The organism is Bradyrhizobium sp. (assembly GCF_016219575.1).
Taxonomy (GTDB): domain Bacteria; phylum Pseudomonadota; class Alphaproteobacteria; order Rhizobiales; family Xanthobacteraceae; genus Bradyrhizobium.
On sequence record NZ_JACRMG010000010.1, the window covers coordinates 128,577 to 147,857 of the forward strand.

General features: G+C 65.1%; 18 protein-coding genes. 8 read left to right on the forward strand and 10 right to left on the reverse strand.

What is annotated here, in order from left to right; translation table 11 throughout:
- Positions 1 to 13 precede the first annotated feature (13 nt).
- Entirely contained in the window at positions 14 to 808 is a 795-nt protein-coding gene (locus HZB49_RS11860) for an SDR family oxidoreductase (RefSeq protein ID WP_291611440.1), read from the forward strand.
- A gap of 7 nt (positions 809 to 815) precedes the next feature.
- Here the strand turns inward: HZB49_RS11860 and HZB49_RS11865 are convergent, their stop codons facing one another.
- The 5 genes from HZB49_RS11865 to HZB49_RS11885 all read right to left on the reverse strand — a co-directional run bounded on the left by HZB49_RS11865 (position 816) and on the right by HZB49_RS11885 (position 4,809).
- Positions 816 to 1,142 (reverse strand): HPr family phosphocarrier protein, encoded by a 327-nt coding sequence (locus HZB49_RS11865; RefSeq protein WP_291611442.1) that lies wholly within the window; start codon positions 1,140 to 1,142, stop codon positions 816 to 818.
- A complete protein-coding gene (locus HZB49_RS11870) occupies positions 1,139 to 1,540 on the reverse strand; it encodes a PTS sugar transporter subunit IIA (RefSeq protein WP_291611444.1) in 402 nt (133 codons plus the stop codon). The genes HZB49_RS11865 and HZB49_RS11870 overlap by 4 nt, the downstream gene beginning before the upstream one ends.
- 135 nt (positions 1,541 to 1,675) lie before the next feature.
- On the reverse strand, positions 1,676 to 2,197 hold the full coding sequence (locus HZB49_RS11875) for an HPr kinase/phosphatase C-terminal domain-containing protein (protein WP_291611446.1): 522 nt from the start codon (positions 2,195 to 2,197) through the stop codon (positions 1,676 to 1,678).
- A complete protein-coding gene (locus HZB49_RS11880; protein ID WP_291611448.1) occupies positions 2,194 to 3,999 on the reverse strand; it encodes a sensor histidine kinase in 1,806 nt (601 codons plus the stop codon). Before HZB49_RS11880 ends, HZB49_RS11875 begins: the two co-directional genes overlap by 4 nt.
- A 108-nt stretch (positions 4,000 to 4,107) precedes the next feature.
- On the reverse strand, positions 4,108 to 4,809 hold the full coding sequence (locus HZB49_RS11885) for a response regulator transcription factor (RefSeq protein ID WP_291611450.1): 702 nt from the start codon (positions 4,807 to 4,809) through the stop codon (positions 4,108 to 4,110).
- Positions 4,810 to 5,028: 219 nt separating this feature from the next.
- On the opposite strand from HZB49_RS11885, the gene HZB49_RS11890 reads away from it, so the two are divergent.
- The 3 genes from HZB49_RS11890 to HZB49_RS11900 all read left to right on the forward strand — a co-directional run bounded on the left by HZB49_RS11890 (position 5,029) and on the right by HZB49_RS11900 (position 10,329).
- Complete coding sequence (locus HZB49_RS11890; RefSeq protein WP_291611451.1) at positions 5,029 to 5,763, forward strand: DUF2470 domain-containing protein; 735 nt, start codon at positions 5,029 to 5,031, stop codon at positions 5,761 to 5,763.
- Positions 5,764 to 5,812: 49 nt separating this feature from the next.
- Positions 5,813 to 8,404, forward strand: coding sequence for a CHAT domain-containing tetratricopeptide repeat protein (locus HZB49_RS11895; protein ID WP_291611453.1), 2,592 nt, complete (start codon positions 5,813 to 5,815; stop codon positions 8,402 to 8,404).
- Between the two features lie 308 nt (positions 8,405 to 8,712).
- Positions 8,713 to 10,329, forward strand: a complete 1,617-nt coding sequence (locus HZB49_RS11900; RefSeq protein ID WP_291611455.1) for a phosphoenolpyruvate carboxykinase — start codon at positions 8,713 to 8,715, stop codon at positions 10,327 to 10,329.
- Positions 10,330 to 10,520: 191 nt separating this feature from the next.
- Here the strand turns inward: HZB49_RS11900 and rocF are convergent, their stop codons facing one another.
- The 3 genes from rocF to HZB49_RS11915 all read right to left on the reverse strand — a co-directional run bounded on the left by rocF (position 10,521) and on the right by HZB49_RS11915 (position 15,080).
- Positions 10,521 to 11,489: an arginase gene (rocF, locus tag HZB49_RS11905; RefSeq protein WP_291611458.1), complete on the reverse strand. Its 969-nt coding sequence runs from the start codon at positions 11,487 to 11,489 to the stop codon at positions 10,521 to 10,523.
- A 128-nt stretch (positions 11,490 to 11,617) separates the two neighbouring features.
- Complete coding sequence (locus HZB49_RS11910; protein ID WP_291611460.1) at positions 11,618 to 12,430, reverse strand: thioesterase family protein; 813 nt, start codon at positions 12,428 to 12,430, stop codon at positions 11,618 to 11,620.
- Positions 12,431 to 12,560: 130 nt separating this feature from the next.
- Positions 12,561 to 15,080 (reverse strand): glycogen/starch/alpha-glucan phosphorylase, encoded by a 2,520-nt coding sequence (locus HZB49_RS11915; protein ID WP_291611462.1) that lies wholly within the window; start codon positions 15,078 to 15,080, stop codon positions 12,561 to 12,563.
- A gap of 209 nt (positions 15,081 to 15,289) precedes the next feature.
- Here HZB49_RS11915 and HZB49_RS11920 point away from each other — a divergent pair, with 209 nt between their 5' ends.
- The 3 genes from HZB49_RS11920 to HZB49_RS11930 all read left to right on the forward strand — a co-directional run bounded on the left by HZB49_RS11920 (position 15,290) and on the right by HZB49_RS11930 (position 16,517).
- Positions 15,290 to 15,511 (forward strand): hypothetical protein, encoded by a 222-nt coding sequence (locus HZB49_RS11920; RefSeq protein ID WP_291611464.1) that lies wholly within the window; start codon positions 15,290 to 15,292, stop codon positions 15,509 to 15,511.
- A gap of 101 nt (positions 15,512 to 15,612) precedes the next feature.
- On the forward strand, positions 15,613 to 15,942 hold the full coding sequence (locus HZB49_RS11925) for an SMR family transporter (RefSeq protein ID WP_291611466.1): 330 nt from the start codon (positions 15,613 to 15,615) through the stop codon (positions 15,940 to 15,942).
- Between the two features lie 143 nt (positions 15,943 to 16,085).
- Positions 16,086 to 16,517 carry a hypothetical protein gene (locus tag HZB49_RS11930; protein ID WP_291611468.1) on the forward strand — a complete coding sequence of 144 codons (432 nt, stop codon included), beginning with the start codon at positions 16,086 to 16,088 and terminating at the stop codon, positions 16,515 to 16,517.
- Between the two features lie 135 nt (positions 16,518 to 16,652).
- Here HZB49_RS11930 and HZB49_RS11935 read toward each other — a convergent pair whose 3' ends face one another.
- Both HZB49_RS11935 and pyrE read right to left on the reverse strand, forming a co-directional pair.
- Positions 16,653 to 17,441 (reverse strand): DUF2865 domain-containing protein, encoded by a 789-nt coding sequence (locus tag HZB49_RS11935; protein ID WP_291611470.1) that lies wholly within the window; start codon positions 17,439 to 17,441, stop codon positions 16,653 to 16,655.
- A gap of 308 nt (positions 17,442 to 17,749) precedes the next feature.
- Positions 17,750 to 18,313 (reverse strand): orotate phosphoribosyltransferase, encoded by a 564-nt coding sequence (gene pyrE, locus HZB49_RS11940; protein ID WP_291611472.1) that lies wholly within the window; start codon positions 18,311 to 18,313, stop codon positions 17,750 to 17,752.
- A 192-nt stretch (positions 18,314 to 18,505) separates the two neighbouring features.
- Between pyrE and HZB49_RS11945 the strand changes: the two genes are divergently transcribed.
- Entirely contained in the window at positions 18,506 to 19,132 is a 627-nt protein-coding gene (locus HZB49_RS11945; RefSeq protein ID WP_291611474.1) for a glutathione S-transferase N-terminal domain-containing protein, read from the forward strand.
- The last annotated feature ends 149 nt before the right edge of the window (positions 19,133 to 19,281 follow it).

A 19,281-nucleotide genomic window follows, 5' to 3' on the forward strand; every position in this document is an offset into this window, starting at 1 on the left:
TGGGAGGGCTAAAATGGATCTCGATCTCTCGGGCAAGCTCGCGCTCGTCACCGGTTCCACGCGCGGCATCGGGCTCGCCGCTGCCAAAGGCCTCGCCGGGATGGGCGCCGAGGTGATCGTCAACGGACGCCAGCGCGGCGCGGTGGACGAGGCGATCGCGCAGATCAGGAAGATGGCGCCGAAGGCGAAGCTGCACGCGGCGGTCTTCGATCTCGGCGGCGCCGAGGGATGCGCGGCGCTCACGAAACAGTTCCCCGAGGTCGACATCCTCGTCAACAATCTCGGCATCTACGAGCCAAAGCCGTTCTTCGAGATCGAGGACGCCGACTGGTCGAGGATGTTCGAGGTCAATGTCATGAGCGGGGTGCGCATGACGCGGCATTATCTGAAGCGGATGCTGGACAAGGACTGGGGCCGTGTGGTGTTCGTCTCCAGCGAGTCCGCAATCTTCGTGCCGAAGGAGATGGTGCATTACGGCTTCTCCAAGGCCGCGCAGCTCTTCATCGCCCGCGGCGCGGCCGAGCAGACCAAGGGCACCAATGTCACCGTGAATTCGGTGCTCCCGGGTCCGACCTGGGTCGAGATGGCGCCGACGCGCCTTGCCGCGCGCGCCAGGAGCATGGACACGACGGTCGAGGATCTCGTCGCGCGCACCTTCAGCGAACGCCGGCCGGCCTCGCTGCTGCAGCGCTACGCCCAGCCGGAGGAGATCGCGAACCTGATCTGCTATCTCTGCTCGAAGGCGTCGAGCGCGACCAACGGCGCCGCGCTGCGCGCCGACGGCGGCATCGTGACCAATCCGTTCTGAGGCGGACTCACGTCCCTTCTTCGTTGAACTTGTCGGCAATCAGCGCGGCAATCGCGTCGAGTGCGGCCTGCGCCTCGGGGCCTTTGGCGGAGACGAGGATCGTGGTGCCCGGTGCTGCCGACAGCATCATCAGGCCCATGATGGAGGTGCCGCCGACGGTTTCGCCGCCGCGCGTCACCCAGATCTCGGCCTCGAACTTCTCGACCAGCTGGACGAACTTGGCCGACGCGCGCGCATGCAGGCCGCGCTTGTTGATGATCAGGAGTTCGCGGGAGATCGCGTCGGGCGGCACGGCCGCCCCGGCATTGTTCGCGGGCGCCGCGTCGTCGCTCATTTGCCGGCAAGCACGCGGCTGGCGATGGTGACGTATTTGCGGCCGGCTTCCTGGGCCATGGCGATCGCGTCGGGAAGCGAGCGCTCCTCGCGTACCTTGGCGAGCTTGACCAGCATGGGAAGATTGATGCCTGCGAGCACTTCGACCTTGGGACGGCTCATGCAGGAGATGGCGAGGTTGGAAGGCGTGCCGCCGAACATGTCGGTGAGGATGGCAACCCCGTCGCCGCTGTCGACGCGGTTCACCGCCTCGATGATGTCGTTTCGACACAAATCGGAATCGTCTTCCGCACCGATCGTCACGGCTTCGATTTGCTTCTGCGGACCCATCACGTGTTCCAGAGCCGCCCTGAACTCGTCGGCAAGGCGCCCATGGGTCACAAGCACTAGACCAATCATCAGGAAACTCCTCGCGGGTGCTCTTTGGTGCACCGCACGAACGCGCCACTTTGACCATCCCGAGCCCCGGCGCAAGAGGGGTTCGCTTCGATTCGTCCCGGAAAATTGGGGCCGCTTCGGGAGGACGCGCCGGTGTTATTCCGTCGCGATAGTGGGGCTTATATGGTTAGCAATCCCTTTCGGGCAATCAGCCGAAGGTTGGTCATACCCCGTACCATCGGTTGTCGTCAGGGCCGCTACAATCAGCGGCAATGGCGAAAACCGTAGATTTACGGGGATTCGCGGTAATTCAACACCATCTATTCCGGTGGTGAGTGCTTCGGCCGCAGGCAGCCGGTCGGCGTCCTCGGCGTCCAGGTCGACGATCAGGCCGACCACGGCCTGCTCGACATGCTCGATTCGACGGATGCCGAGGCCCCGGATCTCGATCAGCCCGGCCAGTTCCGGCGCCGGCCGCACGACCAGATTTCCGGTGCTTGTGTCGAGGTGGACACGGTCATCGCCGACCAGAATGGCCGGCGGAACCTGTCCCGCACGGCCGGCGAGAATCAGCTCGAAGGCGAGGCGCGACTTGCCCGAACCGGAGGGGCCGCGGATCAGGACGGCGCGCTCGCCGACCAGGACGGCAGAGCCGTGCACGGTGGGCTTGCCGGTCATTGCGCCGGCAGCCTGACGACGAAGCGCGCGCCGGCAACCGTCGGCTGGCCGTCCTCGTCCGGCGCGCCCGCGCGGTTCTCCGCCCAGATGCGCCCGCCATGCGCCTCGATGATCTGCTTGGAGATCGACAGGCCCAGTCCCGAATTCTGGCCAAAGCCCTGGTGCGGCCGGTCGGTGTAGAAGCGCTCGAAGATGCGCTCCAGCGCGTCCTCGCGGATGCCGGGGCCGTCGTCGTCGACCACGATCTCGATCTCGGAGCGGACGCGGCGGCAGGTGATGCGCACCTTCTTGCCTGCTTCCGAGAACGACTGTGCGTTGGAGAGCAGGTTCGAGACCACCTGTCCGAGCCGCGAGTCGTGTCCGGGCACCGCAAAGGTGTCGGACGTGCCGCGGCCCTCGAAGCGGACTTCGACGGCGACATCATGACCGAGCCGGGTTTCATTGGCGACAGAAGCGAGCGTCGTCAGCAGGCGGCGCATGTCCACCAGCGTCATGTCCTGGCGCTGCAACTCGGCGTCGAGGCGGCTGGCGTCGGAAATGTCCGAGATCAGCCGGTCCAGCCGCTTGACGTCATGCTCGATCACCTCGAGCAGCCGGGCGCGGCTGGTTTCGTTGCGCGCCAATGGCAGCGTTTCTACCGCCGAGCGCAACGAAGTCAGCGGGTTCTTGAGCTCATGGGCAACGTCGGCGGCGAACATCTCGATCGCCTCGATGCGATTGTAAAGCGCGTCCGTCATGTCGCGCAGCGCGCCGGACAGATGCCCGATCTCGTCGCGGCGGCGGGTGAAGTCGGGGATTTCGACGCGGGTGCGGATTCGGCGGCGAACGCGCTCGGCGCTGTCGGCCAGCCGCCGCACCGGGCCGGCAATGGTGCTGGCGAGCAGCAGCGACAGCATGATCATGACGGCGGAGGCGACGCCGCCGATCTTCAGAATGGCAAGCCGCTCGTTGGTCACCATCTGGTCGATGTCGTCGCCCTGCGTCGACAGCAACAGCGCGCCATGCACCGCGCGGAAACGCTGCACCGGCACGGCGACGGAAACGATGACGGCGCCGCGATCGTTGACGCGCACCGCGCTGCTCTTCTGGCCTTCCAGCGAATGGGCGACTTCGGAATAGCCCCTGCCGTTGTCGAGCTCGCGATAGGCCGGCAGGTCGCCGCGGTTGAGCCAGGTGCGGACCGCGACCAGGCTACGCTCGAACACGTTGGGCTTGTCGTTGGATGGAGGCCCGAGCTCAATGCGCAGCACGTCGCCGCGGCCGAACAGATTGCGGCTGTCGATGATCAGCCCGCCGTCGCGGTCGTAGATGCGGGCGCGGGTCTTGGTCGGCGAGATCAGCCGGCGCAGGATCGGCGCGACGCGTTCGGGATTGATCGGGAAGTCGGAATATTCGTCCGGGATGCCCATGCTCTCGCCGGGCTTGAGGTCGAGTAGCTTGTCGACATCGACGGTGGGCGTGTTGGTCTCCACCGTCGCGGAGGCTGCGATGGCCACCGCGATGATCTCGGCCTGCACGAGCAGGCTCTGGGCGCGGGCCTCGATCAGGCCGGCGCGGAATTGCGAGAGATAGAGGATGCTCGCCACCAGCGCGACGAGCCCCGCCAGGTTGAGCGAGACGATGCGGCGCGTGAGGCTCGAGAAGGACAGCGCAAAGAAGAACTGCCAGGCGCGGTGCAGCCAGTTCACCGGACGTCGCCAGCCCTTCTCCGCCGGGCCTTGCACGGCAGACTCCTGCCGATCGAGCGACGGCGCGGCGTCCTCGGTGTGCAGTCCCTGATGGGGCGGCGTTCGATCAAGCACAGGCAAGACTGCCGGTTGTTATTCTGGTCCCGCGACGCAATTCGCAGCCGCACTCTACCCCGGATGCGCGGCCGATGTCAGTCGGTACAGGCACGCGCCGGGCGCGCGTCAGGTTTCCTTGAAACGGTAGCCGACGCCGTACAGCGTCTCGATCATCTCGAAATCGTCGTCGACCATCTTGAACTTCTTGCGCAGCCGCTTGATGTGGCTGTCGATGGTGCGGTCGTCGACATAGACCTGGTCGTCATAGGCCGCATCCATCAGCGCGTTGCGGCTCTTGACCACGCCCGGGCGGGTGGCCAGCGCCTGCAGGATCAGGAATTCGGTCACCGTCAGCGTCACCGGCTCGTTCTTCCAGGTGCAGGTGTGGCGCTCCGGATCCATCCGCAGCAGGCCGCGGTCGAGCGCGCGGGCATCCGGCTCCTTCGGGGCGGCGGTCGGATCCTTCGGCTGAGAGCGGCGAAGGACGGCTTTCACCCGCTCGACCAGCAGGCGCTGCGAGAACGGCTTGCGGATGAAGTCGTCGGCGCCCATCTTGAGGCCGAACAGTTCGTCTATCTCTTCGTCCTTGGAGGTGAGGAAGATTACCGGCAGGTCGGACTTCTGGCGTAGCCGCCGCAGCGTCTCCATGCCGTCCATGCGCGGCATCTTGATGTCGAGGATGGCGAGATCCGGTTGGCTGGTGCGGAAGCCGTCAAGCGCCGATGCGCCATCCGTATAGGTCATGATGCGATAGCCCTCGGCTTCGAGCGCGATCGACACGGATGTGAGAATGTTGCGGTCGTCATCGACCAGGGCGATTGTGGGCATGAGCCTGCTTTCAGTAATGAGAGTGGCTTAAACGGCGCGCAATCCAGCGGTCCGCCGCATAAATGGGCTTTGAACTCGGTCAAACGAGCAATGCAAGCTGGGCTGAAGTGTGACCGAGTTCCGTTAAACGCGTCCCGAGGGAACTGCGTTCCAACCCATATGGGGGCTCGTTTAGCCCGAAAAAGAGACCAATTGCAATAACATGCCGGGAAATTCCTGATGCAACCGACCCCCGATTTTAACCCTTCAAGTTTGGCCAAATCCCTGCTCCGCAGGAGCCGCCAGGGGGCGCTCGCCACCCTGATGGCCGGCAGCGGCGACCCCTATTGCTCGCTGGTTAACGTGGCCGCCAATCCGGATGCCGCGCCAATCCTGCTGATCTCGCGGCTGGCCGTGCATACGAAGAACATCCTGGCCGACGCCAGGGTCTCCCTGATGCTCGACGAGCGCGTGGCGGGCGATCCGCTGGAGGGCGCCCGCATCATGGTGGCTGGGCGGGCCGAGGAGCTTTCCGGTGAAGCCGCGGCGCTGGCGCGGCGCCGCTATCTTGCCGCGCATCCGTCCGCGGAAGGGTTCGCCGACTTCACGGATTTTGCCTTTTTCCGGATCGCGCCGTCGGGACTGCACCTCGTCGCCGGTTTCGGCCGCATCATCGACCTGAAACCGGCGAAATTCCTGACCGACATCTCCGACGCCGCCGACCTGCTTGAAGCCGAGGCAAGCGCCGTCGCGCACATGAATGAAGACCATCGCGATTCGATGAACTTGTATGCGACGAAGTTGCTCGGCTCGGAGGCCGCCGATTGGCGTTGCACCGGATGCGACCCCGAGGGCATGGACATGCAGGTGGAGGGGCGCACCTTGCGCCTGCAATTCCCGGAACGGGTCAGGACCGGAGCGGAATTGCGCAAGATTCTGGTGCGGCTGGCCGGCGAGGCGCGGGCGAAGCAATAAGCCTGTCCTGGCGTTGAACGGCCTTTCAGCTTGGCGCGACCCATGCAGCATGAAATCGGGCAGACACCTGCGATTGCTGCTGGGGCTGGCGCTCGCCACGAGTGCCTGCGTCGTGACGCCTGCCCTGGCGCAGAATGTCAGTGCGCAGACCACCAAGATCATCGAGCTTGAGCGCGCCGGCAAATATTCCGAGGCGCTGACGCTGGCGCAGAAGACGCTGGCCGATGCGGAGAGGGCGCGCGGACCCGTGCATCGCGACGTCGCGGCGGCGCTCAACAATCTCGGCCAGGCCCATGCCGGCCTCGGACAGGACTCCGAAGCGGAGCCGCTCTACAAGCGGGCGCTCGCGATCTTCGAGAAAGTCGGCGGCCTCGACTCCGCCGACGTGGCGCCGACGCTGAACAATCTCGCAGCGCTCTATCAGCGGCAGGACCGCTTTGCCGATGCCGAACCGCTGTTCCGGCGCGCACTCATCGTCAGCGAAAGATCGCTCGGCCCCGGCCATCCCGACACCGGCCGTTCCCTGAACAATCTCGCCACCTGCTATGAAAAGCTCGGTCGGCACGCCGATTCCGAGCCGTTGTTCAGGCGCGCGCTGGCGATCTACGAGAAGGCGGGCGGACCTGAGCATCCGGCGGTCGCCACGCTGCTCAACAATCTCGGCCAGGTCGCCAAGGTCACGGGCCGCCATGCCGAAGCCGAACCGCTGGTCAGGCGCTCGCTTGCGATCCGAGAAAAAGCGCTGGGGCCGGATCATCCGGACGTGGCGCGCTCGCTCAACAATCTGGCCGATCTCTACGAGCGCCAAAACCGCTATGCCGACGCCGAGCCGCTCTACCGTCGCGCGCTGTCGATCCGCGAGCGCGCGGTCGGCCCCGATCACCCGGAGACGGCGACCTCGACCAACAACCTGGCCAATCTGCTGCGCCTGGAAGACCGCGTGAACGACGCCTTGCCGCTGCTGGCGCGGTTGATCGTCACCGGCCGTGCACAGGCCCGCGTCGCGCTGCCCATGCTGTACGCCGCGCAGCGGCAGCAGCTGGTCGCATCGGGAACGGCGCTGGACGATGCCCTCAACGTACTTCAGCGCAGCGCGCAATCTTCCGCAGCCTCCGCCGTCAACAAGCTCGCGGTGCGGCTTGCCGCCGGCAACGACCGTCTCGCCGAACTGGTGCGGCGGGATCAGGATCTCGGCTCGGAAGCGGAATCCCTCGACAAGTCGATCATGGCTGCGGTGTCGAAGGACCGCGCCAAACGCGATCCATCCGCCGAGCAGCGTGCCCGCGAGCGGATCTCGCTGATCGCCGGCGAACGCGCCAGGCTGCAGAAGGCGCTCTCCGCCGAGTTCCCGGAGTATTCGGCGTTGTCGAACCCGCTGCCGCTCACGGCCGGGGAAGTGCAGTCGCTGTTGTCGGCCGACGAGGCGATAGTGCTGTTCGCGATCGCCGAGAAGGAAAGCTACGTCTTCGCGCTGACCCGCGACGGTTTCGACTGGAAGCCGATCCCGCTTGGCGCCGATGCGCTGTCCGGGAAAATCGCGGCGTTCCGGCGCGGTCTCGATATCGCCAAGGCAAGCGATGCCTCCGGCAAGTCCGGGCTGTTCGATCTGGCGGTGGCCAACGAGCTCTATGCCGCCCTGCTTTTGCCGGTCGAGCCGCTGATCCGCGACAAGCGCAGTCTGCTCGTTGTGCCGTCCGGCGCGCTGACTGCACTGCCGTTCCACCTGCTGGTGACCGAGAAGCCGGCGATGGCCATCCCCGACAAGTTTGACGGCTACCGCAATGCCGCGTGGCTGCTGAAGCGGCACGCGGTATCGGTATTGCCGTCGGTCACGAGCCTGAAGGCGCTGCGGGCCTTTGCGCGCCGTGACCAGAACATCAAGCCGATGACCGGCTTTGGCGATCCGCTGTTCGATCCGGCATCGGCGGGCGGCGACAATCGGGCTGCGCTCAAGACCGCCTCGCGCAGCGCGGCCAGCGTGGCCTATACCGAATTCTGGCGCGGCGCCGGCGTCGATCGCGCAAGGCTGGCGCAGGCGTTGCCGCAACTGCCGGATACCGCCGACGAGCTCAATGCCGTTGCAAAAGACCTCGGCGTTGCCGCCGGCGACATTCACCTCGGCAGGGACGCCAGCGAGACGACGCTGAAGCGCACGCGGCTGGCGGACTACTCGATCGTCTATTTCGCCACCCACGGCCTCGTCGCCGGCGACGTCAAGGGACTGGCCGAGCCGTCGCTTGCGCTCAGCATTCCCGCGCAACCCAGCGAATTCGACGACGGGCTGCTCACCGCGAGCGAAGTCGCGCAGCTCAAGCTCAATGCCGACTGGGTCGTGCTCTCCGCCTGCAACACCATTGCCGGCGACAGACCGGGCGCCGAAGCGCTCTCGGGCCTCGCGCGCTCGTTCTTCTATGCCGGCGCCCGGGCGCTGCTGGTGACGCATTGGGCGGTGGATTCGGCCGCCGCCACGCGACTCACCACCTCGACCTTCGATCGCCTCAAGGCCAGTCCGAACATCGGCCGCGCCGAAGCGCTGCGCCAGGCGATGCTGGCCTATCTCAACGACGCCTCCTCGCCGCGCAATGCCTACCCCGCCTTCTGGGGGCCGTTCGCCCTGATCGGCGAAGGCGTCGGCCGCTGAGAGGCGGATATTTATTTCAGGCGGGTATTTTTGCACCGCAAAATGAGCGGAAAGGTGCGGTGTCGCGACCCTTCGCCGCGTGGTTCTACGGGCCGAAAATGGCCCGGATGGCCGCTAAGATGTGTGACACATCAGCTTAGCCGTCGAATAAACCAAATATGACGGGATCGGCTTGGCAAGCCGGGCGTTCAACAGTAATAGGTCGCCGGACCGAGGCCTGAACGGCTATGTTTTTGGAGGTCACCGCGAGAGAGGCGCCCTTGGCGGCAAGCGCGCCTGACATACGCGGACTTCGAGGAGGATCCTTCGTGCGAGAGACGGGCGTGCGCAACGGTGCCTTTGGCGCCGACAAATTCGGCTTAAAAAATCTCAAGGCAGTGCACTGGAATCTGGGCGCGCCCCAGCTCTACCAGTACTCGCTGTCGGCGGGTGAGGCGGTGCTGTCGGCCGATGGCGCGCTCTGTGCGGACACCGGCGAATTCACCGGCCGCAGCCCGAAGGACAAGTTCACGGTGCGCGACGCCACCACCGACAAGAAGATGTGGTGGGGCGGCAACCAGTCAATTACGTCGGAGCAGTTCTCCGCGCTGCACGCCGATTTCCTCAAGCATGCCGAAGGCAAGACGCTGTTCGCGCAGGATCTCTATGGCGGCGCCGATCCGGCCTATCGGATCAAGACCCGCGTTTTCACCGAGCTCGCCTGGCACTCGCTGTTCATCCGCACGCTCTTGATTCGCCCCGAGGCGATCGAACTGTCGGCGTTCCTGCCGGAACTGACCATCATCTCCATGCCGAGCTTCCGCGCCGATCCTCAACGGCATGGCGTGCGCTCGGAGAACGTCGTCGCCATCGATTTCGCCCGCAAGATCGTCCTGATCGGCGGGTCTTATTATGCCGGCGAAATGAAGAAGTCGGTGTTCACCACGCTGAACTACTATCTGCCCGAGAAGGGCGTGATGCCGATGCACTGCTCGGCCAATGTCGGCGCCAAGGGCGACGCCGCGATCTTCTTCGGCCTGTCGGGAACGGGCAAGACCACGCTGTCGGCCGATCCCAACCGCACGCTGATCGGCGACGACGAGCACGGCTGGGGTCCGAACGGCGTGTTCAATTTCGAGGGCGGCTGCTATGCCAAGTGCATCAAGCTGTCGAAGGAAGCCGAACCGCAGATCCATGCTGCCAGCACGCGCTTTGGCGCGGTGCTCGAGAACTGCGTGCTTGACGAAGACACCCGCGTGGTGGATTTCGACGATGGTTCGAAGACCGAGAACACCCGTTCGGCCTATCCGCTCGATTTTATCCCGAATGCCTCGCGCACCGGTCGCGCGCCGCAGCCGAAGAACGTGGTGATGCTCGCTGCCGATGCCTTCGGCGTGCTGCCGCCGATCGCCAAGCTCACCCCGGCGCAGGCGATGTACCACTTCCTGTCCGGCTACACCGCCAAGGTCGCCGGCACCGAGCGCGGTCTCGGCAACGAGCCGCAGCCGGAATTCTCCACCTGCTTCGGCTCGCCCTTCCTGCCGCTCGATCCCTCTGTCTACGGCAACATGCTGCGCGAGCTGATCGCCACGCATAATGTCGATTGCTGGCTGGTCAACACCGGCTGGACCGGCGGCAAGTACGGCACGGGCTCGCGCATGCCGATCAAGGTGACGCGCGCTCTCCTGACGGCCGCTCTCGACGGGTCGCTGCGCAACGTCGAGTTCCGCACCGACAAGTATTTCGGCTTCGCGGTGCCGACCGCGCTGCCGGGCGTGCCGAGCGAAATCCTCGACCCCGTCAACACCTGGAAGGACAAGGCCGAATTCGACAAGACCGCGCGCGCGCTGGTTGGCATGTTCCAGAAGAACTTTGCCAAGTTCGAAGCCCAGGTCGACGCCGACGTCCGCGCCGCCGCTCCTGAAGTGAAGCTCGCGGCGGAGTGACTCTGGCGGATATGTGCCTTGCGTAACAAAGGGCGGTCCTTCGGGCCGCCCTTTTTTCGTCGCCCCGGCGAAGGCCGGGGCCCATAACCACGAATGCGTGTGGTTATTGCTGAGCTGGAGCTCCAGCTCGTTTCAACAGTCGATATCGGTGGTTATGGGTCCCGGCCTGCGCCGGGACGACACCACGTTCTTTACCTTCCCTGCAGCATCGCGTTGGTCGGAGTGCGGCGGTCGGTGATCTGCAGGCCGAACAGGCTGCCGAGCAGCTCCACCATGGCGCGAGCGGTACGGCCGCGTTCGTCGAGGAATGGATTCAGTTCGACGATGTCGACCGAGCGCACGATGCCGGAATCGTGCAGCAGTTCCATGATCAGATGCGCCTCGCGGTAGGTGGCGCCGCCCGGCACGGTGGTGCCGACGCCGGGCGCGACGCCGGGATCGAGGAAATCGACGTCGAAGGAGAGATGCAGCACGCCATTCTTCGCCTTGACGCGCTCGATGACGCGGCGGATCAGCACGGCCACGCCATGCTCGTCGATGGCGCGCATGTCGGCGATCGCGATGCGCCGCTCATGGACGAGCTTCTTCTCCAGGGGATCGATCGAGCGGATGCCGAACAAATCGAGATGGTCGGGCGTGATCGACGCGCGGACCTGGTTGCCGAGCAGCTGGTCGAGCCCGGGCTCGCCGCACAAGAACGCCGCCGACATGCCGTGCATGTTGCCGGTGAGGGTGGTGGCGGGCGTGTTGTAGTCGGCATGCGCATCGAGCCACATCACGAACAGCGGCCGGTTCATCTGCTGCCAGTAGCGCGCCACGCCGTTGACCGAACCCATCGAGAGCGAGTGATCGCCGCCCATGAAGATCGGGATCGCGCCGCTACTCGCGATCGCAAAGGCCTGCTCGCTGAGCACGCGAACCCAGCTCTTCACTTCGTCGTAGTATTTGGCATTGGCCGGCGCCGGGCCGTCGGCAACGACGTTGGGCCGCGCCAGATCGCCGTGATCCTCGACGGTGAATTCGAGTTCCTCGAGCAGGCGCGCGATGCCGGCGGTGCGCAGCGCTGCGGGCCCCATCAGGGTGCCGGCCTGCGACGCGCCGATTTCGATGGGCACGCCGAGCAGCGCAATGCGCGGTTTGTTGACGGCAGCGTCGGACATCGGGCGCGAACCTCGATTGCGTAGATCATGTAGGGTGGGCAAAGGCGCACTTGCGCCGTGCCCACCTTACCGCCCTTGCTCTCGAAGGTGGGCACGCTTCGCTCTGCCCACCCTACGGAATCACGGGCCTACGCCTTGAAGTAGGCGATCTGGGTCGTGGTTGCCAGCAGCCGGCCGCCCGGCGACCACAATTCGCCATTCTGGTCGCCATAGCTCTTGTGGAAAATCTTGGCGTCGGCGATGCCGAGCACGCGGGTGGTGTCCTCCGCCGCGAGATCGGCGGCGTCGGCATGGAAATAGGTCGTCAGCGACACCGTGCCGAACGGAACCAGTTCGCGCTTGGCGTGGAAAATACGGGCAAAGAACGCGTCGGACATCGCCAGCAGCGACAGCGCGTCGATCTTTCGCGGCACGCGGTCGCCGATCCACAGTTTTGAGAACGTCTCCACCGGGCCCGCCGGCCCGCCGCGCTTCGGCTCGCCCTCGACAAAGCGGAAGTCATATTGCTTGACCCAGGGGGCGGCGATCTGCGGATAGGGCAGCGTTTCCTCGAACGCCTTTGCGCCCGGATAGCTTGCCTGCGGATGCGACCAGGACGGACGGCGCTCGGCGAGCACGACGGTAGCGAGCGTGGAAACGTCGCCATCGCCTTGCGTCATCTCCACGCACCAGTGCTGGCTGGAGCGGTTGGCCTTGATCAGCCGTACGTCGAGATCGAACGAACCTTGCGCGATCGGCGCGCAGTAATTCACCGTCATCGCGGTCGGATCGCCCGCGCGCTGCGGGTGGTCCATCACCGCGCGCAGGATGGTTGCCGCCGTGCAGCCGCCGAACGGGCCGACAAAGGCCCAGTAATCGTCGCTGGTATGCCCCTGCCAGCGGCTGTCGCCCGGCGTGACCTTTGTCGCGTCGTCGAAAAGATGCGGCGTCCTGGTGAGCATAAGATCTTCCAAACTTTATCATGACGTATGTCATGCAATATCGCGGCTTCCGCCGCGATATTCAATAACGTCAAAGGTAAGTGTTTTTCCGGGATACACCCCGGCCGGCGATTTTGCTGCCCGGAATTTTCTAGCCCGCGCCGCGCTGGGCGCCTTTTTCGGGCGTGGCCAGCGGCGAGGGGCGCACCGGCACGTGCCAGATGTCCTCGGCATATTCGCGGATGGTGCGGTCCGATGAGAACCAGGCCATGCGCGCGACGTTGAGGATGCTGGCGCGGGTCCAGGCCGGGACCACCTGCCAGCGCGCATCCACGCCGCGCTGCGCCTCGTAATAGGAATCGAAATCGGCCGCGACCATGTAGGGATCGTGGAAGCGGATCGCGTTCGCGATGTTGGCGAAGCGGTGCGGCTCGTCCAGCGAGAACTCGCCGTTCTCGATCGCGGCAATGGCGCGCGACAGCCGCGGTGAGCGGCCGATGACGTCAGTCGCATCCATCCCCTGCTTGCGGCGGACCATGACGTCGCCGGCCTCCATGCCGAAGATCGCGATATTTTCCGCGCCGACATGGTCGCGGATTTCGATATTGGCGCCGTCGAGCGTGCCGATGGTCAGCGCGCCGTTCAGTGCCAGCTTCATGTTGCCGGTGCCGGAGGCTTCCATGCCGGCGGTGGAAATCTGCTCGGAAAGATCGGCGGCGGGGATGATGATCTCCGCGAGACTCACATTGTAGTCCGGCAGGAAGGCGATCTTGAGCCGGCCGCGAAGCTCCGGATCGTTGTTGACGGTGTCGGCGACGTCGTTGATCAGCTTGATGATCAGCTTGGCGTAGTGATAGCTCGCCGCCGCCTTGCCGGCGAAGATCTTCACCCGCGGCACCCAGTTCCGGTCCGGCTCGTCCTTCATCGCCTGGTACAGCGCGACGGCCTCGACGATGTTGAGCAGCTGCCGCTTGTATTCGTGGATGCGCTTGATCTGCACGTCGAACAGCGCCGACGGATCGACCTTGGTGCCGAGCCGCTCCGCAATCAGCCGCGCCAGCGCCAGCTTGTTGTGCTGCTTGACGTCGCGGAAGCGCTGCTGGAAGGCGTTGTCGCCGGCCAGATCCTCGAGGTTTTCCAGGAGTGAGAAATCATCGAGCACGGCCTCGCCGCAGGTCTCGCGCAGCAGCGCCGTCAGCTTCGGGTTGGCCAGCATCAGCCAGCGGCGGAAGGTGATGCCGTTGGTCTTGTTGGTGATGCGCGAGGGATAGAGATGGTTGAGATCGTGGAACACGGTCTCCTTCATCAGGTCGGAATGCATCGCCGAGACGCCGTTGATGCGGTGCGAGCCGACGAAGGCGAGCTGGCCCATCCGCACCTTGCGGCCGCCGCGCTCGTCGATCAGCGACACCGAGGCGCGGAAGTCGATATCGCCGGGGCAGCGTGCCTCGGCCTGCGCCAGGTGATGCACGTTGATGCGGTAGATGATTTCCAGATGCCGCGGCAGCAGCCGCTCGAATAGCTCCACCGGCCAGGTTTCCAGCGCCTCCGGCAGCAGCGTGTGATTGGTGTAGGAGAAGGTCGCAACCGTGATCTTCCAGGCTTCTTCCCAGCGGAAATTGTGCAGGTCGATCAGGATGCGCATCAGCTCGGCGACTGCAAGGCTCGGATGGGTGTCGTTGAGCTGGACCGCGACCTTCTGCGCGAGGCTGCGCAGTTGGCCGTCTGCGCCAAGATGCCGCTTCACCAGATCCTGCAGGGACGCCGAGACGAAGAAATATTCCTGGCGCAGCCGCAGCTCGCGGCCCGCGGCGCTCTCGTCGTTGGGATAGAGGAATTTGCAGATCGCCTCCGCGCGCGACTGCTCGGCATTGGCGGAGATGTAGTCGCCGCTGTTGAAGACGTCGAGATCGAGCGGATCGGGCGCGCGCGCCGACCACAGTCTCAGCGCGTTGACGTGCTGGCCGCGCCAGCCGACGATCGGCGTGTCATAGGCGAGCGCCTCCACCGTCTCCGCCGGGCGCCAGGTGGCGCGGTCACGGCCGCGCTCGTCGACGTGGTCGACGTGTCCGCCGAAATGGACGTGATAGACCACTTCCGGCCGCTGGAATTCCCAGGGGTTGCCGAAGGACAGCCATTCGTCCGGATATTCCTGCTGCCAGCCGTGCTGGATGATCTGGCGGAACAGGCCGAAATCATAGCGGATGCCGTAGCCGACCGCGGGGATCGCGAGCGTTGCCATGCTCTCCATGAAGCAGGCGGCGAGCCTTCCCAGGCCGCCATTGCCGAGCGCGGCGTCCGGCTCGCATTTGCGCAAGTCCGGCAGGCCGACGCCGAGGTCGCCGAGCGCGGTCTCGAACACCGGCAACAGGCCCATATTGTTGAGCGCGTCGGTGAAGAGGCGGCCGATCAGGAATTCGAGCGAGAGATAATAGACCCGCTTGCGGCCGGCGTCGTAGCTCTGCTTCTCCGCCATCAGCCAGCGGTGCACGATCCGGTCGCGCAGCGCCAGCGCCGCCGCCATGTACCAGTCGCGCCGGGTCGCCATGCCCGCATCCTTGCCGATGGCGAGCCTGAGCTTGGCGAGGATCGCGCCCTTGATTTCGGCCAGCTGCAGCTCGTCGATCGGCTGGCCGGGCGCCGGATGGTGTTGGAGGGGTTGGTTTGACAAGCCGTTACTTCCCCGTCGTTGAAGTCGCGCGAAAAGACTAGGCGTCTTGCACCGCACCGCAACGCAAATCATTGGGCCTTGCGGTGCCTGGAACAGCCCGGGCGTTGCCAAGAATTTATGCAAGGAACGGGCCGACCCGGCGGCCTCCGCGCGGCATGATTTTGGTGCTACGGTTCCGGCCGGAAACGACCCAGGGGAAGGACAGAGCCGTGAAATTGCTGATTGAAATCGCCGCCGCGGCGCTCCTGATCGTCTGCATCAGCGTCTCCAGCGCCGCCTTCGCCGGCCCAACCGCCGACGGGCTGACCTGTTCCTTCAGCGTGCCCAAGGGCGCTTCGCCCGCCGCGCGCTGTGCCGCCATCAAGCGGCAATGCGGCGGCAAGTTCTATGCGAACTATTGCGGCAGCAAGCTGCTCTCGGCAGTTAAGTGAGCGTCTGATCTCTTGACCGGTGATACCTGACAGGCCTGTCACGCCGCTGCCATCAAATCAGCATAGAGGGCAGTCGACCGCCTTCTGCCGCTGCAGGCTGCATGACCTATCTCTATCTTGCGCTCGCCATCGTTGCGGAAGTCGTCGCGACGACGTGCCTGAAATTGTCGGATGGATTCAGCAAGCCGCTGCCGTCGATGGTGACCGTGCTCGGATATGCGGTGGCGTTCTACTTCCTGTCGCTGACGCTGCGCAGCCTGCCGACCGGTCTCGTCTACGCCGTGTGGTCCGGCGTCGGTGTCGTGCTCATCGCCACCATCGCCTGGGTGTTCCAGAGCCAGAAGCTCGATGCCGCCGCGCTCTGCGGCATGGGCCTGATCGTGTCCGGGGTGGTGGTCATCAACCTGTTTTCCAGCGCCTCGTCACACTGAGAGTCGCCTCGGCGAAGGCCGGGGCGACAAATAATTGTCATCAGAACGAATTAAGAACACTTTAGCAAGTCTTTGATATATCGTAGTGATTCGGCGAATTGCCGACACAATATGTATGGTCTACCCGGCCCAGCGAGGACTACATGTCCACCATCGCCTTCGATCAATTCGCGCTCACCCGCATTGCCGACTTCGCCCGCCCGTTGTCGCGGCTGCACCAGGCCTCGCGCCGGCAGGCGATCGATGACGACCAGATCGACCGCGAATTCAACGCGGTCTGCATGTCGATCTGGGGCTACACGACCGACGACATCAGCGACGACCTGTTTTCCGTTGAGGATCACGCCTTCCTGGATTCGCTCGATGAGGCGCATGCACGCCTGTTCGCCGGCCAACAGGGCTACGATCTCGTCGATGACCAGGGCATGCTGACGGACTGGTGGGGCTTCTGCTGGATGATCCTGGCCGAGAAGCGCGGCCTGCTCACTGCCGAAAACCGCGCCGCCGCGCGCGCGGCGATCGAGGAGAAATACCTTGCCGCACCGAATGTGATCGGCGTGATCGTGGGGCGCTAGCTCTATCCCTCATCCTGAGGAGGCGCGTTAGCGCCGTCTCGAAGGATGAATGGCACGAGCCGGGCCTCATGGTTCGCCCGGCGATGCGAAGCATCGTCCGGAGACGCGCCAAGGGCGCTCCTCACCATGAGGGTCTTAATTCAGCGCCGCCCGCTTCGCCTTTGGCTGCGCCGTCACCTTCGGCGCGACCGTGATGGCGGGCGGCAGCTCGCGCACATCGACTGCCGGCACTTCCGCATTCACCTCCGCGCTGACCGGCGCGACTTTCATTTCGCCGAGCCGTGCCCGGACTTCGGCGGTCAGGCCGGGATAGGAAGCCACCGGCGTGAATTCTGCGGTCTGGTCGTTGCCGACGCGGATGCCGGAATAGGCCACCAGCCCGCTGGTGGTCGCGACCACGTCGCCCGGTCGCAGCGAGCCGTCGAGCGAAATGTCGATCGGCGCAAGCCCGCCGGGATTCCGGCCGTTGCAGGTGCAGTCGGCGCGCAGCGCCTTGCGGTAGGCAAAGGCGTTTTCGCTGTTGGCGTAGCGCTCGCCATTGGCCGAGGTGGCGTAGTCGATATTGCTGCCGAAATAGACCTTGGTGGCGCTCGCCGGGCAGAAGGCCTGGCAGAGCTGCGCCGGCGTGGCGTTGCCGCGGGCGTTCACCTGAAAATACTTGCCGTCACAGCCGCGCACGCAAAAGGCAGGGCCGGAGCCCGCCACGCGCGGCGCCGGTGCGGTCTGTTGGAGGCCGAAGGGGTCAGCAAAGAAGCTCGCCTGCGGCGGCGCCGCCTGGCGCGCCTGCTGTTTCTGGCCGAAGAAGAAGTCGAACAGGCCTTCGGCGAGCGCGGCATCCGGCACGGTGAGCGCGGCGCCGGCAAAGACGGCGGCAGCCAGCAGCGCCCGGCGCTGCCGCAGCCGGAAAGTCAACTCTGTACGCAACGCTTACTCCACCCGACGCAACACAACGCAACAAGCCGAGGCGAATACGCGCCTCCAGCGAAGATTCACCATACCGGGGGATGGTAAATGAGAGGTGTGCGGGAAGGTCGCTGGCGCTCTTTCTTCACCTCTCCCCGCCTGCGGGGAGAGGTCGGATTGCATGAAATGCAATCCGGGTGAGGGGGAACAGGTCTATCGATGGACACCGCGCGCGGAGAGAAGCCCCTCACCCTCGCTCTCCCCGCATCCGCCTTCGCCCGAAGGCGGGCTTCGGCGGACAAGAGAGCGGGGAGAGGGAGGAGAGACTGTCACCCCTTCAGGAATTCACCCGCCTTGTAGAGCGCGCGGAACGGCAGCCCGGCTTCGGCAAACGCTTCCGTCGCGCCTTCCTCGCGGTCGACCATGGTGAAGACCAGCGCGACCACGCCGCCGGCCTCGCGCACGGCTTCCGCCGCCTTCAGTGCCGAGCCGCCGGTCGTGGTGACGTCCTCGACGATGACGATGCGCTTGCCCTGCAATGTCTCGCCCTTGGCAAGGCCCTCCACCGCGAGCCGCGCACCATGCTCCTTCGGCTTCTTGCGCACGAAGAACGCCGCGATCGGGTGGCCCTTCAGCCAAGAGAGCTGCGCGATTGCGCCTGCCAGTGGGACGGCGCCCATCTCGAGCCCGCCGACGAAGTCGAGCTTGTCGTCCTTCAGCGCCTCATAGGTCAGCTCCGCCAGCAGCGCCGCGCCCTCGGGGTCGAGCATGGTGGGCTTGAGATTGAAATAGAAGTCGCTCTTGCGGCCCGAGGCGAGCGTGATCTCGCCGCGCCCGAAGGAACGCTTGCGGATGATTTCGGCGAGGCGGGCGCGGGAAGCTGATTTGGACACGATGTTTTCCGGCTGTTTCGGGGTGGCGCAATTTATCGGCGGCGTCAGGCACATTCCAGCCCGATTAGGCCCCATCAACAGCGGGCAAAACGAAGCAGGCCGTTTCGGAAGTGCACCCCCGCGCGGCCGCGCCTTGTAAGGCCGGCCGGTTCCGGGCTAGGGGAGGCACAAACATCTGTGGGGGAAGCGGAAATGACCATCGAGCTCCATACCTGGAACACGCCGAACGGCCGCAAGATCTCGGTCGCGCTGGAGGAGATGGGGCTGCCCTACAAGGTGATCCCGGTGAACATCAGCAAGGGCGAGCAGATGGCGCCGGCGTTTCTCGAGATCAGCCCGAACAACAAGATCCCGGCCATCGTCGATCCCGACGGCCCGGACGGCAAGCGCGTCAGTGTCTTCGAGTCCGGCGCGATCCTGCTCTATCTCGGCGAGAAGACCGGAAAATTCCTGCCCAAGCCGCTGATCGAGCGCATCCCGGTCTATGAATGGCTGATGTGGCAGATGGGCGGCTTCGGCCCGATGCCAGGCCAGGTGCACCATTTCATCGCGCTGGAGAACGAGCAGGACCGCGCCTATGGCCTGAAGCGCTACATGGCGGAGACGCGCCGGCTCTATGACGTGCTCAACAAGCGCCTCGCCAAGCACGAATTCGTCGCCGGCCCGCTGTCGGTCGCCGACTTCGCCATCCTCGGCTGGGCCTGGCGTCATCCGCGCCACAAGGTCGAGCTGAAGGATTTCCCCAATGTCGAGCGCTGGTACAACCAGCTGATGGCCCGTCCGGCCACCAAGCGCGGCATGGAAGCGAAGCTGGATTGATTGACCTCACCCTCTCCCCTTGTGGGCCTGTTGCGTAATTCGGCGATTGTGATTCTCTGAGACGTGGCCTTGGGAGATCGCGATGGCAGTGAAGCAGACCGGACAACCGAGCTTTATGGAAGTGCTATTGCCGAAGGGGGCGGGGGCCA

Bases quoted from the DNA above. Each gene is read 5' to 3' on its own strand.
- HZB49_RS11910 (WP_291611460.1), bottom strand. From the start codon at position 12,430: ATGCTCACCAGGACGCCGCATCTTTTCGACGACGCGACAAAGGTCACG.
- HZB49_RS11930 (WP_291611468.1), top strand. From the start codon at position 16,086: ATGTCCACCATCGCCTTCGATCAATTCGCGCTCACCCGCATTGCCGAC.
- HZB49_RS11870 (WP_291611444.1), bottom strand. From the start codon at position 1,540: ATGATTGGTCTAGTGCTTGTGACCCATGGGCGCCTTGCCGACGAGTTC.
- HZB49_RS11885 (WP_291611450.1), bottom strand. From the start codon at position 4,809: ATGCCCACAATCGCCCTGGTCGATGACGACCGCAACATTCTCACATCC.
- HZB49_RS11925 (WP_291611466.1), top strand. From the start codon at position 15,613: ATGACCTATCTCTATCTTGCGCTCGCCATCGTTGCGGAAGTCGTCGCG.
- HZB49_RS11895 (WP_291611453.1), top strand. From the start codon at position 5,813: ATGAAATCGGGCAGACACCTGCGATTGCTGCTGGGGCTGGCGCTCGCC.
- rocF (WP_291611458.1), bottom strand. From the start codon at position 11,489: ATGTCCGACGCTGCCGTCAACAAACCGCGCATTGCGCTGCTCGGCGTG.
- HZB49_RS11945 (WP_291611474.1), top strand. From the start codon at position 18,506: ATGACCATCGAGCTCCATACCTGGAACACGCCGAACGGCCGCAAGATC.
- HZB49_RS11890 (WP_291611451.1), top strand. From the start codon at position 5,029: ATGCAACCGACCCCCGATTTTAACCCTTCAAGTTTGGCCAAATCCCTG.
- HZB49_RS11875 (WP_291611446.1), bottom strand. From the start codon at position 2,197: ATGACCGGCAAGCCCACCGTGCACGGCTCTGCCGTCCTGGTCGGCGAG.
- HZB49_RS11865 (WP_291611442.1), bottom strand. From the start codon at position 1,142: ATGAGCGACGACGCGGCGCCCGCGAACAATGCCGGGGCGGCCGTGCCG.
- HZB49_RS11860 (WP_291611440.1), top strand. From the start codon at position 14: ATGGATCTCGATCTCTCGGGCAAGCTCGCGCTCGTCACCGGTTCCACG.